Raw genomic sequence first — 16,214 nt, forward strand, 5'->3', positions numbered from 1 at the left:
CAGATGTGATGGGGAAAGCCCGCGGACCAAGAGGATTTGGTGGTCCGGTCGTTCAAGCAAAGAATAAAAAACAGACAGTTAAAAGGATATGGAAGTATCTAGAGAAGCAGAAAGCGGGTTTGGTCATAGCGATTTTATTTGTGGTGCTCTCCACATTACTTGGTCTATCAGGACCTTATCTGATTGGAAGAATCATAGACCACTATATTATCCCGAAAGATATTACGGGTACGGTAAGAATGCTAGGGGTACTTGCAGCTGTCTATATCGGATCGTCTCTGTTCACCTGGATGCAGACAGCCATCATGATAAATGTATCGTTACGGACCATTCGAACGCTGCGTAAAGACTTATATAATAAATTTCACACGCTTTCCTTACGATTTTTTGATAACCGGGTTCATGGAGATTTGATGAGCCGGGTGACGAACGATATTGATCAATTGAACAATGCATTAAGTCAAAGTGTCATCCAAATTTTTAATTCGTTGCTCATGATTGCCGGTGTGACGATAGCGATGTTCTCCATGAATGCAATTTTAGCGGTGGTAACCCTACTGATTGTCCCGCTGATGATACTGACGACTAAAAAGATCATCAAATACAGCAGCAGTAACTTCATAAAAAGGCAACGTGACTTAGGGGAGTTAAATGGGTTCATCGAGGAATCCATTTCAGGAACGGAAGTCATCACTTTATTTGGAAAAGAAGAAAAGGTCTTCAGCCAGTTTTCCACCGTTAATGAGAGGCTTCGCCGTTCTTCAATGGCCGCTGATACAGTTTCCGGGTTCTTGGGGCCAATTAATAACTTCATTAACAACATCGGCTTAGCTATTGTCATCGGTGTCGGTGCTTTGATGGCCGTAAAGGGAACGGTCACGGTGGGACTCATTGCCGCTTTTGTGACCTACTCCCGGCAATTTTTCCGACCAATCAATCAATTGTCCAGTCTACTAAATACCTTTCAATCAGCCATTGCAGGAGCCGAACGTGTATTTGAAATCTTGGATGAAACGCCTGATATGAAGGATAAAAAGGGTGCAATACCCGTCGATGCCTTTAAGGGGGATGTAGAGTTTACAGATGTCCATTTTGGCTATTCCAAGGATCAACCGATTCTAAAGGGAATTAACTTTACGGCATCAGCCGGGCAGACCATTGCCCTTGTTGGTCCGACCGGATCGGGGAAAACGACGATTATTAATTTGCTATCCCGATTTTATGAAGTGGACCAGGGTCAAATCAACATGGATGGTCGAAACATACAAGACTATAAAATTAGTGATTTACGAAAGAAAATCGGCATTGTTCTCCAGGATACTTTTCTATTTTCGGGGACCATTTTAGAAAACATCCGATATGGCCGGTTAGATGCAACAGATTCTGAAGTGATTGAAGCGGCTAAGGTTGCTTCGGCACATGGCTTCATCAAACACTTGCCAGATCAGTATCAGACCCGGATCACAACAGGCGGTTTGAATTTAAGTCAAGGGCAAAAGCAGCTTTTGGCCATAGCCAGGGCCATCTTGGCGGATTCGGATGTGTTGATTTTAGATGAGGCGACATCGAGTATTGATACAAGGACGGAAATTGAAATCCAAAAAGGAGTGAACCGCTTGACGGAGGGGCGCACGAGCTTCGTCATCGCCCACCGATTGAAAACAATAGAAACCGCCGACAAAATTTTGGTTATAAAAGATGGTGAAATCATCGAAATGGGTACCCATCACGAACTTATGATGAGTCGAGGGTTTTATAAGGATTTGTACGATAGTCAATTCAATATTTAGTACGAAAAAAGAGCAGAGTTTTCTCTGCTCTTTCTTTATGTGTTAGAAGTTGGATGAGATGGATTTTTCATTTGATAGTTGGGATTTGGTGACCATTTCATCGCTATCTTTTTCGCCTTTTTTATTATCTTCCTTTTCCGTTTTCAGGGATTGTGCAGGAGTTTCCTTCAATTGCTTCCCAGCCACTACGACTTTAGAGCTAATGTCCTTCAATTCACTTGTTGCATCTTTCGCTGAACCGAGGGCGTTGGTGGAAATCTCTTTCACTTCCGATACTTTTCCTACGACTTCTTCATTAACGGTTTCATATAGGGTTTCAACGTCACTGATTGCCTCTTTGATCGTTTCGGTTGCACCCTTAACGCCGGATACCATTTGTTCCTTCACTTCACCGGGATTTTGTTTTACCTGTTCAATCATATTCATGGAATTGTCTTTTAAAAGAACTGCAGAACGTTTCATTTTATTTCTTGTGTTCGAGTCCAATAATGTTAAGGCACCGCCGACAATTCCTCCGATAATAATACCTTTTAGTAGTTTGCTATTCGATTCGTTTTGATTATTTGATTGAGTCATCTATACTTCCTCCTTTAAGAATGGTTAGTATGTTCTTACTTTCTTGTTTCCCTAATTTTCCATGATTTAAACGGATAACAATAAAACTGTCATCTAATTGACATATTAATCCAATTTATAGTAAGATGGCAAATAGTTAAGTGACTGAACTACTTTTTATGGGGTGAAGGGATGAGTGATAAACAAGTTACCGAATTGATTGATCGATACATGAAGGTTTCCTTTCATGTGAATAAGATGGGGGAGCTTCTCATTAAAGACGAGATTTGTGATGTACTGACAAATGAACAATATTATACTTTGCGTTTCATAAAACAACAGCAATTCTGTACCTCGACCGAGCTTAGTGAGGCTTTCCATGTCAATAAAAGCGCAGTCACATCGAACATTAAACGCCTTGAAGGCAAAGGCTTGATAGAGCGTGCACGTGACCTTGATGACCGAAGGGTGGTCCATTTGAGGCTTTCCGAAAAGGGAGAAACATTATTTCAGGAAATGGAGCAGAAGATTCATATAGTCGTAGAGACAATCATGGGGAATTTTAAATATGAAGAGATTGTTAGTTTCCTGGATACATATGAAAAGCTTTCATGGACTTTTGCCGAGATGAAGATGGGGATAAGGGAGGAAAGGTAAATGAGAGCAATTATAAAAGGAAAATGGGCAATCGTCATTATCTGGATTGCCATTACAGTTGGATTATTGTTCATAGCTCCTAATATGGCGGAACTCGTCAAGGAAAAGGGACAGTTGGATGTTCCGAAAGAGTATTCTTCCGGAATGGCGAATGAACTTTTGAAGCAAGTGCAAAATGAGGATGAATCGCAGTTGGCCCTGGTTTTTCATAGTGAAAAGAAGCTGACTGCAGATGAAAGGCAAGAGATTGAAAAGGGGATACAAAGGTTAGAAGTGAATAAAGGGGAACTGGGCATCAAAGAAATACTGACCCATTTTAAAGAACCATCCCTTAAAGAACAGTTGGTTTCGAAAGATCAATCCACGATACTGACCTCCATCACCATGACCAAGGGAGACCGTGAGGCAAAGGACGTCATTGACGCGCTTTATAAGGAATTGGATCAAATAGATGTTGATCATTATTACACGAGCAGTTGGATAATCGATGAAGATCTTAATACCAATTCCCAGGAAGGATTAAAAAAAACGGAGGGAATCACCGTCATCTTCATATTGGTGGTATTATTGGTGGTCTTCCGTTCGGTAGTGACGCCTCTCATTCCGATGATTACAGTAGGCTTCACCTATTTATGCTCCCAATCCATCGTTTCCTTTTTGGTGGACCGTTGGGATTTTCCCATCTCGTCCTATACCCAGATTTTCTTGGTCGGGATTTTGTTCGGGATCGGAACGGATTATTGCATTCTCTTGTTAAGTCGTTTTAAAGAGGAATTATCAGGACAGGAGTCATTGACGGAAGCCATTGTAGAAACGTATCGTACGGCTGGTAAAACGGTCTTCTTCAGCGGATTGACCGTGATGATCGGATTTGCGGCCATTGGCTTTTCCACGTTTAAGCTATATCAATCAGCGGCTGCCGTGGCCATCGGAGTCTTTATCCTGATGGTTGCCCTGTATACAATCGTTCCATTTTTCATGGCAGTGCTTGGCAAGAAGCTATTCTGGCCTTCAAAAGGCAAGCTTGAACATAGCGATAGTAAGTTGTGGGGCAGATTAGGAAACTTCTCCTTAAATCGTCCTTTGCTGGCCTTGCTTATCGTGGCGATTGTCTGTGTTCCCTTTTTATTGATGTATGAAGGGAAGATTTCTTATAACTCTCTTGAAGAGGCTGGGAATGATGTTCCCTCAATCATGGCCTTCAATATCATTGCCGACGAATTTGGTCCGGGACAATCCATGCCAACCCAGATCGTCATCCAGAATGATGAGCGGATGGATTCAGAGGATTATGTCGGGCTTGCGGAGAAGATCAGTGTGGAAATCACGAAGGTGGATGACGTCGATGTCGTCCGTTCTGTAACCCGTCCGACCGGTGAGCCTATAGAGGATTTGTTTGTCTCCAATCAGGCCAAAACGTTGGAAAAAGGAATCGGAGAAGGGAATCAAGGGATTGAACAGATTAGTGACGGATTAAAGACGGCAGGAAGTGAACTTTCAGAATCTGGTCCGCGTTTAAAGAAGGCGACAGACGGAATCGGAGGCCTGATCTCTGGAACCAATGAATTGAAAAACGGGGTAGGCCAGGTAGAGACCGCTTTAACGAGTATTGAAGCAGGTATCCGTGATGGCTCCTTAGGTACAGGGGACGTGAAAAAAGGACTGGAAGAGGTCAAGTCTAACCTTGAAAAGCTGGCTACAGGCAGTGGAAAGCTTTTGGAAGGCTACCAGCAGTCCACATCTGGATTGAATGAACTTAAAGGCGGGTACAAAGATATTCAGACAAATCTTAATGAGGTGTCGAAAAGTCTTACGGGGCTGAACGCATCCTTTGAAAAAATGGAAGCTAGTAATCCGGAGCTTCAGCAAGATGTGAACTACCAAACAATCAAACAAACGGTCCAGGGCGCACAGAGTGGGGTAGGGACGATGGCAGCTGGACTAGCGGAACTCAATAAGAATCTCGGCCTTGTATCTGGTGGCTTGAATACCGCGAATAAAAGCATGGCGGAAATCGTGAACGGACAAAAAGCCCTGGGGAAAGGTCTAACCCAGTTGATCACAGGCGTGGATACCTTGCAAAAAGGATTAACGACCATGGCCAATGGACAAAGCGAAGTCATTAAAAATCTATCCCAGTTTGAAGGGGGCCTAACAAGCTTAAGCAGTGGTCAGCAAGAGCTATTGAATGGCTTTTCCAGCATGGGTGGTCAGCTAAACCAATTGGAAGATGGTTTAAATAAAAGTGCCGATGGCCTGAATGAAGTCCATGATGGATTATCATCTGCACAGGGCTATTTATCCGGTCTTGCGAAGACGGATAAAACGGTCACAGGCATGTACATTCCAAAAGAGGTGTTGGAAAGCAAGGAATTTGGAGAATCACTGAATACCTATCTATCTGACGACGGCAAAGTGATGACACTTGATGTAATCTTCAAGACGAATCCATATTCCAACGAATCCATTGAACAAATTGATAGGATTGAGGATGCGGTCAAAAATGTAACGAAAGGAACAAAACTAGAAAATGCCAACATTGCTATCGGCGGAATTACAAGCACCCATCATGATTTGAGCATGATGTCCGAGGCTGATTTCTCTAAGACAGTGGTGTTGATGCTTTCAGGTATTGCAATCGTTCTATTCTTTATGTTTAGATCGTTGGTTATGCCAATCTATTTAATCGTGTCTCTTGTTTTGACATACTTCACGGCAGCGGCGATTACAGAATTGATATTCGTTAACATTCTGGGGTATGCGGGCATAGGCTGGGCCGTTCCATTCTTCGCTTTCGTTATCTTAATAGCACTCGGAATCGATTATAGTATTTTCTTGATGGATCGCTTTAATGAGTGGAAAGGTAAACCGGTAAAAGAAGCGATGTATTTATCGATGCGGAAAATGGGGACGGTCATTATCTCCGCGGCCGTGATCCTTGGTGGGACTTTCGCGGCCATGATGCCTGCAGGCGTTCTGTCACTCCTAGAGATTGCGACTTTAATATTGGTAGGCCTTGCTCTATACGCGTTCATCATATTGCCACTGTTTATCCCAGTGATGGTTGCAACGTTCGGAAAAGCTAACTGGTGGCCGTTTATGAATCAACAGCAATCTGAGAAATGATACAAAACGAAAGGCACCCCACCTGGGTGCCTTTCGTTTGTTTTCTTAGCATTAACTCGTTACATAAACATCTTTTGCTGCTTCTTCTTGTTGGCCGATATTATCATATCCATAACATACGGGAGCCCCATTGGAGGGGTCTATCATGATCCGTGCATCGATTTGAAAGACCTCTTTCAAGACTTCCGGTGTAATCGTCTCGGAAGGGGTTCCAACCTTCATGATTTTTCCATTCTTCATGGTGATGATTTCATCAGAAAAGCGGGCCGCATGATTGATGTCATGTAAAACCATGACGATGGTTCTATTTTGTTCTATGTTTAACCTTTCAACGATCCGTAGAACTTCCAATTGATGAGCCATATCAAGGTATGTCGTAGGTTCATCCAATAATAATATGCCCGTTTCCTGTGCTAATGCCATGGCAAGCCAAACCTTTTGACGCTGCCCACCGGATAGGTTGGCTATTTCCCTATCACGAAAAGGGAGGGTCTTGGTAATGTCCATGGCCCATTCAATCTTTTCTTTATCGTCTCTGGTTAATTTATTGACATTATTGCGGTGTGGATATCTACCATATGAAATAAGTTCCTCCACTTTCAATTGAGAAGGTGCGACAGGGTTTTGGGGAAGCAAGGCCATTAACTGGGCAATCCGCTTTGTATGAATGGACTGTAAATCCTGCCCCTGCAGATAAATGGTCCCGTTTTTTTGCTTAAGGATGCGCCCTATTGTTTTTAGTAAAGTGGATTTACCGCATCCATTCGGTCCAATGATGGTTGTGATCAGTCCTTCTTTTATTTCCAAATTTAAATCTTTGAACACTGTGAATTTTTCATAATTGGTTTCCAGATTTTCCATCTGCAGAATGCTCACGGGCCATCTCTCCTTTTATCTTTTTTCTTTTATTAATAAATAGAGAAAATAGGGAACACCGATAATGGAAATGACGATTCCTACTGGCAATTCAGCCGGTGCAAACACCGTCTTTGCGATATAGTCGGAAGCGATTACCAGGAAGGACCCAATCACCCCACACACAGGAAGCACATGTTTGTGGTGGATTCCTACAAGGTGTTTTGCAATGTGCGGGGACATCAACCCGATAAATCCGATGTTACCTGATACGGAAACACATGCACTCACTAAGCCGATACTGCTGAGCAAGAGAATCGAAGTTTCCTTTTCTACTGATATTCCGAGGCTTTTTATACTGGTCTGTTCCAATTGAAACAAATCCAATAAATAGGCCTTCCTCATAATGATGGGTATTAAGATTATTAGCCAAGGTAACATGGCGACGATGTATTTCCAATTGGCCGAGTAGATACTGCCTGAGATCCATACAGTGGCCATTTCAAAATCCGAAGATTTCATCTTCAAAGATATGTAGAGGGAAAGGGCCCCAAATGCCGAGCCAATCGCAATCCCGGTCAGTAAGAAACGACTCGTATCAAGGGATCCGTTTTTCCACGAAATAAGGAATATGATGAGGGCGGCTAAAATTCCACCAACCAATCCAAACAACGGAACGCTCATGATGGACAGCCAATCAGAACCTGCTCCAATATATTTACCTTGAAAGAAAAACATGAAGATGACGATGGCAGTTCCGGCCCCTGCATTTATTCCCAAGATGCCTGAATCCGCCAAACCGTTTCTCGTTACACCTTGAATGACAGCTCCTGCAATACCTAGTGCAAGTCCTACTAGACCGGCAATGACAATGCGGGGGAGCCTAAAATCAAAAATGACCAAATCGTAGTCTGCGACCGGGTTTATACGGAATAACGTCCGAACGACATCCATGACGGTCATATCAAAGGTACCGCTTACCAAGCTTAAATAGCTTGTCGCTATGATTAGGCAGATACCGACTGTCATTGTGATAACCAAGCGTTTCGATGATTGACTATACACTTTTTTCTCCTCCTTTCGTTCTTATTAAATATAGGAAGAAAGGGATGCCGATTAAGGAGGTGACCACTCCAATCGGCGTTTCGAATGGATAATTAACGAACCTACTGATTACATCGCATAATGCTAGGAAAATTCCACCGATTACACCAGCACAGGGAACGATCCATTTATAATCGATTCCTATTAAAAAGCGTGTGATGTGTGGGATGATCAACCCTATAAATCCAATCTTGCCGACGAGTGCTACTGCAATACCCGTTAGGCATACGACAGAGAGTAGGGAAACAAGCTTAACTAGTTTCGTACGTTGACCTAAGTTGATGGAGACTTCATCCCCCAGAGATAGAATGGTGATGGATTTGGAAATGAATAGAGCAAGGATGATGCCAATTGCCCCAATGGGGATCGAAAGTTTCAGGATGTCCGGATTGATCTGATGCAATCTTGCATTATACCAAAAACTAACACTCTGGGAAATTTGGAAGTAGGAGGCTATCGCAGCCGATATACTACTCAAAAATGTTCCGATTACCGTACCGATTATGGCTAGGCGTACCGGGGATAAACCATTATGTAGTAATGAACCAAAACCAAAAACTATGCCAGCCCCTAAGGCAGAACCCAGCATCGAAAAAAGAATCATATGGAAAGAAGACATGCCAGGAGCGAAAACCATGCAAAGAGTGATGACAAATGCAGAGCCATCGGTCACTCCCATGATTGAAGGGGATGCAAGATAGTTTCTTGTCATCCCCTGCATGAGTGCTCCTGATATGGCTAAAAATGCCCCAACAAGAAGGGCACCCAGAACCCTTGGCAATCGTGAAGTGATTATAATAGCATGATCGACGTTCTCTGGGTCATAATGCAAAAATGCATTCCATACTGTTATAAAGTCTATATTTTTTGCACCATAAAGAATGGACAAAATGGTTGTCAGAATAATTAAGACGGGTGCCATACATAGAATTATGATCGGTAATGAATTTATTTTTGCCATATCAATCAACGCACCTTACTGCCTATTTAGCTAAATTTTCCGATGCAGCTTTTAAGAAGGCTGTTTTACTCCAAGCTGTTCCACCTTGTGCAAGCGGATCAACAGAGTTCACAAACACCTTATCGTTTTTAACAGCCTCGATGCTCTTCCAAATGGAGTTGCTTTCCAATTCTTCTAAAGCTTTTGGTTTTTCAGCATTTTCGCTTTCTGAGAACTGTAGGAAGATATAGTCCGGGTTAATTTCAGCAAATTTCTCTAATGCAATCATTTCTTGCGCTTTGACTGGTTTAATTTCTTCAGGAACCGTTAATCCTAAATCAGCATATAACACTGGGTTGAAGTATACATCTTGAGGATAGAGGAATAGACTACCGTTTCTTACCCTCACAACCATTACCTTTTTATCCTTCAGGTTTTCGCCGACTTCCACTTTTGCTTTTTCAGCATCTTCTTTGTATTGAGAGATGATGGATTCGGCCTTGTCTTCCGTGCCGGACAGCTTGGCCATTAACCGTAAGTTGTCCTCCCAATCAGTAGAAATATGTGAGTAAGGAAATGTTGTAGCCACTTTATCTAATTTTTCCGTTACCGTACCGTCGGATTTGGATGTCCACATGATAGCATCTGGTTTAAGGCCAAGAATGGTTTCGTAGTTTGGCTGCATTTTCTCACCAATTGACTCTGCACCCTCAAGGTCTTTCGCCAAATATTCTGGAAGTTTTCCACCTACCGTTATAGCACCCACTGGTTTAACTCCTAATGCAGCGGCATCTTCCATTGACTCCAAACTTGCTGTCACTATTCTTTTAACTTCAGAAGGAATCGTATATTCCTTGCCAAGATAGGTTATCTTTTGTGTCTCTTGCTTCTTCGTTTCGGTCGCACTGCTTTTTTCAGAAGTATCTCCTGAACTGTTTTCAGCATTACCGCAAGCTCCAAGTCCAATACTAAAGACTGCCGCCATGCCAAGTACCATTAACTTTTTCTTCATGTTCTGACTCCCCTTATTCTAAAATATTTTTTTAAAAATGCGATACAAACAATATGTAGATGCTCTCTAGCGCAGTTAAAAATTTATTTCGATACCTGTCCAACTAGGAATCTAGTGAGTTAAACGAAGGTAACCAGTGATAACGATTATCATTATCATGCAATATACAATATATAGGTAATCCACAAAATTATCAATAGCATTTTTGTAAAAAAATAAAATATCATCATTAATTTTCTATGAAAAAGATATTCAGGAAAGGTGTGGTTGCAAATTTCACCATTGTTGATAAACTAAATGAGAAACATTATCATTTAGTGGGGAGTAAGTACTATCAATAAATGGGTTATGAAATACATGATAACTAGAAGTGAAGATTAATAGTCGAAAATTAAGTGATGGGAGGAATGAAAGAATATGGAGAAAGAAAAGGATAAGGCAGCAATGGTGGGTCACTCCAGGGAAGATGGAGAAGTAGTCTTGAAAGGGACGAGTCAATTCCTCATGAAATCTAGTAGGGAGGGACGGATGTACCAAATTTTCATCTATCGACCAAAAGAGGCACAGCCAGCAGGAGGATTTCCAGTCATATATGTGCTCGACGCCAATTCGGTGTTTGGAACCATTGTCGAGGCCATGCGTTTGCAGTCGAAGCGACCTGAAAAGACAGGGATCGTACCTGCCGTTATCGTCGGTATTGGATATCCGATAGACGGAGCATTTTCCACCGACCGTTATTATGACTTTACATTGCCCGTCGATTATTCAGAATTGCCAAAGAAACCTGATGGGGGGGATTGGCCTCCACATGGAGGGGCGGTGAACTTCTTGAATTTCATTGAAGAAGACCTCAAGCCCGAGATTATGAGTTCCATTAACATCAACCGGGGTAGACAAGCGCTTCTCGGTCATTCATTAGGTGGCTTGTTTACCCTGTATACCTTATTCAGTAATCCTCAAGCTTTTCAAACATATATCGCGGGTAGTCCCTCGATTCATTGGAATAAAAAGTGGTTTTCGGAAGAAGAGAATCATTTCCTGAGTCGATTGGGAAGGGATGATAGGGATATCTCCTTATTTGTAGGTGTGGGGGAATTCGAAAAAAATCACAAAAGTGGCATGAATGAAAATGCATTAGAACTCTCTAACCGTTTAAGAACTTCAACGAAAGGCCGGCTACATGTAAAGTTCACGGAGTTCGAGGAGGAAAATCACGTGTCTGTTTTACCTCCATTAATTAACAAGGGACTACGTTTTGCTTTAAGGGCAAATGGACCTGTGTAGGAATAGGTCTTTCTTAGCAAATCGATGAATACCCATTGACCGTGAAGATAGAAATGTATAACATTACCTGTAGAATTTAAATGATAATGATTATCATTATTGATAAAAGATAGAGGGAGAGCTGGTTAAAGTATTCTCTACCAAACGATTTTTGTAATGAAACTGAGAATCTGTTGCATGGTTGCACTAGATTCTTTTATTAAGAAAGGGAGAGTTAAGCATGTACTTTCAGGAATGTAAGGGGAAAGTGGCACTCGTAACGGGAGGAGCACAAGGGATTGGAGGTGCAGTCGTTCAGTCGTTAGCCAAGCTTGGTATCGTAGTAGCGGCGGTTGACTTCCAAACAGATAAATTACAGAAACACGTAGATGCCTTGAAGTCTGAAGGTTTAGAGGTATATGGGTTTTCAGCAGATGTAAGTGATAGTCCAGCCATCGACCGCATTGTTGATACGGTTGAGCGAGAGATTGGTCCAATAGAAATATTGGTGAATGTAGCCGGGGTTCTTAGCCCGGGGCTAATCGAGTCCTATAGTGATCAAGACTGGCAAAGGACTTTTGCCGTCAATTCCACTGGTGTCTTCAATGTCTCCCGTTCCGTGAGTAAACATATGATAAACAGGAAAAAAGGTTCGATTGTTACAGTGGGTTCCAATGCAGCGAGTGTCCCACGAATCAATTTAGCGGCCTATGCGGCATCCAAGGCAGCGGCCACCATGTTTACTAAGTGTCTAGGCTTGGAATTAGCTCAGCATAATATTCGTTGTAACATCGTTGCTCCTGGTTCGACCGCTACGGAAATGCAGTGGTCTTTATGGGAAGGTGATAATGGGGTAAAACCGGTCATCGATGGCATGCCTGAATTATATAAAGTAGGAATTCCACTGAAAAAAATTGCGGAACCTTCTAACATTGTCGATGCCATTCTTTTCTTCATATCCGACCAATCAAATCATATTACCATGAGTAATCTTTGTGTAGATGGTGGAGCTACATTAGGAGTCTAATAAGCTCGGAAGACCACTATAATATCTGACTATTCAATAACGAAGGGGTTATAGCACATGACTAAACATCCATATAATTCGACTGTATTGGAAAAACCGATGTTGGAAGATTACCAAGATGGCGACTTCTTTCTATCAAGCCCGAACCAAACCTTATTGGGAAAAGGTTCCTTGCTAACGGTTCCGGGAAATGAAGAAAAAGAGAATCAGATGGAGGATCTTGCTAACAGGGTTGCAGCAACGTTGGAGCGAGCAAAAAGGCTTGGACAGGATAATCCAATCGTCACCGGCGCCATACCGTTCGATTATAAGAAGCCCGCTAATCTGCATGTGCCAGAGACGATACATTCAACTGTACGTGTTCAAGAATATGGTCCTAGTAGAACAGTGGATACGGATTCAGTCCCTACATACCAAATTAAATCGGTTCCAGAGCCTGCCCAATATAAAGAAGGTGTCGAAGAAGGACTAGTACAGATAGCCAGTGGTCATCTGGACAAAATCGTCTTGGCTCGGTCCTTGCAACTTACATCTTCGATAAGTGTAAATATCAATGAGTTGCTTCATAACTTGGCAAGACAAAATACAAAGGGTTATACATTTGCCGTTGATTTGGGAGAGCAAGAAGATTCAAGCGTTTGCACCAAAACATTAATCGGCGCAAGCCCGGAACTACTAGTTTCAAGAACTGGCTTACACGTGGTGGCTAATCCGTTGGCAGGCTCCCGACCGCGAAGTGACGATCCAGTGGAAGATCAAAGACGTTCGAAGGAATTGCTTTCTTCTTCAAAAGATTTACATGAACATGCTGTCGTAGTAGAGGCAGTGGCGGAAGCACTTCGTCCATTTTTCAAGAAGATGGAAGTCCCCAAAAGCCCATCGGTAATAAGTACAGAGACAATGTGGCATCTATCGACAGAAGTGAAGGGGGAACTTGCGGATCCTGAAACTTCTTCTTTGGAGCTTGCCATCGCGCTTCACCCGACTCCTGCCGTATGCGGTTCGCCGTTTGAGCGGGCAAGGGAATCCATCTTGGAGATTGAACCTTTCGATCGGGGATATTTCACGGGAATGGTTGGATGGTGTGATGCAAATGGTGACGGTGAATGGATCGTCACGATTCGATGCGCAGAAGTGGAAGAAAAGGCGCTTCGTTTGTTTGCCGGAGCCGGCGTGGTCGGAGAATCTAAACCGGAAGAAGAACTTGCCGAAACTTCGGCTAAGTTTCAAACCATGCTTCGCGCAATGGGGATTGATACGGAATTATCAAAGTAATTGGCATGGAGGGGAAAGATGATGTTAGAAGGTTTTACTTCGTGGCCTAAGGATTTGGCTGATTTATATAGAAAAGAAGGTTGTTGGAAAGGGGAGACCTTTGGCGGCATACTACGTGACCGTGCCAAGGAGCATGGAGATCGGATTGCCATTACCGGGGGGGAAAGAAACCTGACTTATGCAGAGTTGGACGACCGTGCCGATCGGTTAGCGGTCGGCCTTCAAAAGTTAGGGATAAAGAAGAATGACAGGGTCGTCATCCAGCTTCCTAATGTCGTTGAGTTTTTTGAAGTCATTTTCGCCTTATTCAGGATCGGGGCTCTTCCTGTATATGCCCTTCCTTCCCATCGCAGCAATGAAATCGGGTATTTTTGCGAGTTCACTGAAGCCGTTGCTTACATCATTCCAGATAAACATGGTGGATTTGACTACAGAACACTTGCCCGAGGCGTTCAAAGTAAGAATGATAGCTTGTTGAATGTGATTGTGACAGGGGACGCAGAGGAGTTCACAAGTTTGGAAGGTTTATACGGAGAACCTGACGAATTGGTGGAAACAATCGTCCAGTCTAGTGATGTCGCTTTCCTACAGTTATCCGGCGGAAGTACGGGTTTATCAAAGTTAATTCCAAGAACACATGATGATTACATATACAGTTTAAGGTTAAGTGCTGAAATTTGCGGAATCAATCAAGATAGCATCTATCTAGCGGTGCTTCCTATCGCCCATAACTTTACGATGAGTTCTCCTGGCATCCTAGGCACATTATATGGTGGGGGACAGGTTGTCCTTTCACCTGGTCCTAGCCCTGATGAAGCATTTCCTCTCATTGAAAAACATGGTGCGACGATTACCGCACTCGTACCGCCCCTTGCATTGAGATGGCTTGAAGCCGTTTCATCCCGTAATGATGATTTATCAAGCCTTCAAGTGATGCAAGTTGGAGGAGCGAAGTTTAGCGCTGAGGCCGCCCGTCGAGTAGGCCCGGCCTTTCAGTGTAAATTACAGCAAGTATTCGGCATGGCGGAAGGACTAGTGAATTATACGAGGCTTGATGATTCAAATGAGCTCATCGTGAACACTCAAGGAAGTCCAATGTCAGAATTTGATGAAATTCGTGTGGTTGATGAAGAAGATAAGGAAGTTGCGCCCGGTGAAGTAGGGACATTATTGACAAGGGGGCCTTATACGATTTGCGGTTATTACAAGGCACCGGAACATAATGAGAAGGCCTTTACTAAAGATGGATTTTACCGTACGGGTGACTTGGTAAGCATAAATTCTTCAGGCTACTTAGTCGTTGAGGGCCGAGATAAGGATCAAATCAATCGAGGTGGCGAAAAAATTGCGGCAGAAGAAGTGGAAAACCATCTGCTGGCCCATGAAGCCGTTCATGATGCAGCGATTGTCTCGATGCCTGATGAATACCTTGGGGAGCGGTCATGCGCATTCGTGATACCAAGGGGGGGAACCCCTAAAGCCAGAGAGCTCAAACAGTTCTTGAAGGATAGGGGTCTGGCTACATTTAAAATTCCCGACCGAGTGGAATTCATCGAGACCTTTCCTAAAACGCCATTAGGAAAAGTAAGCAAAAAGGCACTTCGACAAATCATTTCTGACAAGCTAAATGAACGTAAAATAGCAACATTATTAAAATAAATTAGAAAAAGGAGTGATTTGATGGCTATTCCCGCTATCACACCATATGCAATGCCAGTTGAATCTGATTTACCAAAAAACAAGGTGGCATGGAAGGCGGAACCGAAGCGTTCGGTTCTTCTCATTCATGATATGCAACAATATTTTATCGATTTTTTCGAAAAAAATGATTCACCTATACCAGAACTATTGAAGAACATAACAACCATCAAGGATCGTTGTGTGGAATTAGGCATACCGGTAGTTTATACGGCGCAACCGGGAGATCAAAATCCTAAGGACCGTGCGCTCCTGACAGATTTTTGGGGAACGGGGCTCGATGATGACCCGAACCAGACAAGAATCGTGGGCGACGTTGCTCCGTCTGATGACGACATCATGCTGACTAAGTGGAGATACAGTGCATTCAAACGAACCAATCTTCTTGAATTAATGGAAGAACAGGGACGTGATCAACTTATTATTTGTGGAGTATATGCCCATATTGGATGCCTTTTAACGGCAAGCGAAGCGTTTATGCAAGATATACAACCATTCCTGGTGGCCGATGCGGTCGCTGATTTTTCGTTGGAAGAACATAAAATGGCCCTGAAATATGCCGCAGAGCGATGTGCGTTTACAACTTCAACGCTTCAGTTGCTTGACCAATTACAAGTCAGTGAACAATCATCACCTGCTAGTCAGGAAGGAGCCGATTGGACAATAGAGGAATTAAGGATGATGATTTTCGACCTTCTTGGCGAAGACCCTTCAGAAGGTCTTGAAGATCATGAGGATTTAATCGATAGAGGAATGGACTCCATTCGCATGATGAGCCTTGTGGAAATGTTGAGAGGAAAAGGGGCGGAAATCAATTTCATGCAAATGGCTGAGAAACCGACAATTGCTGATTGGTGGAACCTGCTATCTTCCCAGAAAGTTTTAGCTTGATCCGATGTGAAAAGGAGGTAA

13 protein-coding genes are annotated in these 16,214 nt (G+C 43.0%); 8 read left to right on the forward strand and 5 right to left on the reverse strand.

Features of this window, described 5'->3' with window-relative positions; all coding sequences use genetic code 11:
• The first annotated feature begins 8 nt into the window (after positions 1-8).
• Positions 9-1,790 (forward strand): ABC transporter ATP-binding protein, encoded by a 1,782-nt coding sequence (locus ACIQXU_RS17890; RefSeq protein ID WP_402991442.1) that lies wholly within the window; start codon positions 9-11, stop codon positions 1,788-1,790.
• A gap of 42 nt (positions 1,791-1,832) precedes the next feature.
• On the opposite strand, the gene ACIQXU_RS17895 is transcribed toward ACIQXU_RS17890, so the two are convergent.
• Complete coding sequence (locus ACIQXU_RS17895) at positions 1,833-2,366, reverse strand: YtxH domain-containing protein (protein WP_402875593.1); 534 nt, start codon at positions 2,364-2,366, stop codon at positions 1,833-1,835.
• Positions 2,367-2,537: 171 nt separating this feature from the next.
• Here ACIQXU_RS17895 and ACIQXU_RS17900 point away from each other — a divergent pair, with 171 nt between their 5' ends.
• Positions 2,538-3,002: a MarR family winged helix-turn-helix transcriptional regulator gene (locus tag ACIQXU_RS17900; protein WP_402875595.1), complete on the forward strand. Its 465-nt coding sequence runs from the start codon at positions 2,538-2,540 to the stop codon at positions 3,000-3,002.
• Positions 3,003-6,128: an MMPL family transporter gene (locus tag ACIQXU_RS17905; protein ID WP_402991387.1), complete on the forward strand. Its 3,126-nt coding sequence runs from the start codon at positions 3,003-3,005 to the stop codon at positions 6,126-6,128.
• A 51-nt stretch (positions 6,129-6,179) separates the two neighbouring features.
• Here ACIQXU_RS17905 and ACIQXU_RS17910 read toward each other — a convergent pair whose 3' ends face one another.
• The 4 genes from ACIQXU_RS17910 to ACIQXU_RS17925 are packed head-to-tail and all read right to left on the reverse strand — an operon-like array spanning position 6,180 to position 10,039.
• The gene (locus tag ACIQXU_RS17910) at positions 6,180-7,004 is read right to left on the reverse strand and encodes an ABC transporter ATP-binding protein (RefSeq protein ID WP_402991390.1); all 825 of its coding nucleotides are present in this window, start codon (positions 7,002-7,004) and stop codon (positions 6,180-6,182) included.
• Between the two features lie 15 nt (positions 7,005-7,019).
• A complete protein-coding gene (locus ACIQXU_RS17915; protein WP_402991445.1) occupies positions 7,020-8,012 on the reverse strand; it encodes a FecCD family ABC transporter permease in 993 nt (330 codons plus the stop codon).
• 28 nt (positions 8,013-8,040) lie between these two features.
• Entirely contained in the window at positions 8,041-9,048 is a 1,008-nt protein-coding gene (locus tag ACIQXU_RS17920) for a FecCD family ABC transporter permease (protein WP_402959245.1), read from the reverse strand.
• A 22-nt stretch (positions 9,049-9,070) separates the two neighbouring features.
• Positions 9,071-10,039 carry an iron-hydroxamate ABC transporter substrate-binding protein gene (locus ACIQXU_RS17925; protein WP_402991393.1) on the reverse strand — a complete coding sequence of 323 codons (969 nt, stop codon included), beginning with the start codon at positions 10,037-10,039 and terminating at the stop codon, positions 9,071-9,073.
• Positions 10,040-10,456: 417 nt separating this feature from the next.
• Between ACIQXU_RS17925 and ACIQXU_RS17930 the strand changes: the two genes are divergently transcribed.
• The 5 genes from ACIQXU_RS17930 to ACIQXU_RS17950 all read left to right on the forward strand — a co-directional run bounded on the left by ACIQXU_RS17930 (position 10,457) and on the right by ACIQXU_RS17950 (position 16,193).
• Positions 10,457-11,323: an alpha/beta hydrolase gene (locus ACIQXU_RS17930; protein WP_402991396.1), complete on the forward strand. Its 867-nt coding sequence runs from the start codon at positions 10,457-10,459 to the stop codon at positions 11,321-11,323.
• A 220-nt stretch (positions 11,324-11,543) separates the two neighbouring features.
• On the forward strand, positions 11,544-12,329 hold the full coding sequence (locus ACIQXU_RS17935; RefSeq protein ID WP_402991399.1) for a 2,3-dihydro-2,3-dihydroxybenzoate dehydrogenase: 786 nt from the start codon (positions 11,544-11,546) through the stop codon (positions 12,327-12,329).
• Between the two features lie 57 nt (positions 12,330-12,386).
• Complete coding sequence (gene dhbC, locus ACIQXU_RS17940; RefSeq protein WP_402991402.1) at positions 12,387-13,604, forward strand: isochorismate synthase DhbC; 1,218 nt, start codon at positions 12,387-12,389, stop codon at positions 13,602-13,604.
• 21 nt (positions 13,605-13,625) lie between these two features.
• On the forward strand, positions 13,626-15,263 hold the full coding sequence (locus tag ACIQXU_RS17945; RefSeq protein WP_402991448.1) for a (2,3-dihydroxybenzoyl)adenylate synthase: 1,638 nt from the start codon (positions 13,626-13,628) through the stop codon (positions 15,261-15,263).
• A 21-nt stretch (positions 15,264-15,284) separates the two neighbouring features.
• A complete protein-coding gene (locus ACIQXU_RS17950) occupies positions 15,285-16,193 on the forward strand; it encodes an isochorismatase family protein (protein ID WP_402991405.1) in 909 nt (302 codons plus the stop codon).
• Positions 16,194-16,214 lie beyond the last annotated feature (21 nt).

Origin of the sequence: Peribacillus sp. NPDC097284 (genome assembly GCF_044761765.1) — a bacterium.
In the GTDB taxonomy this organism is placed as follows: Bacteria; Bacillota; Bacilli; order Bacillales; family DSM-1321; genus Peribacillus.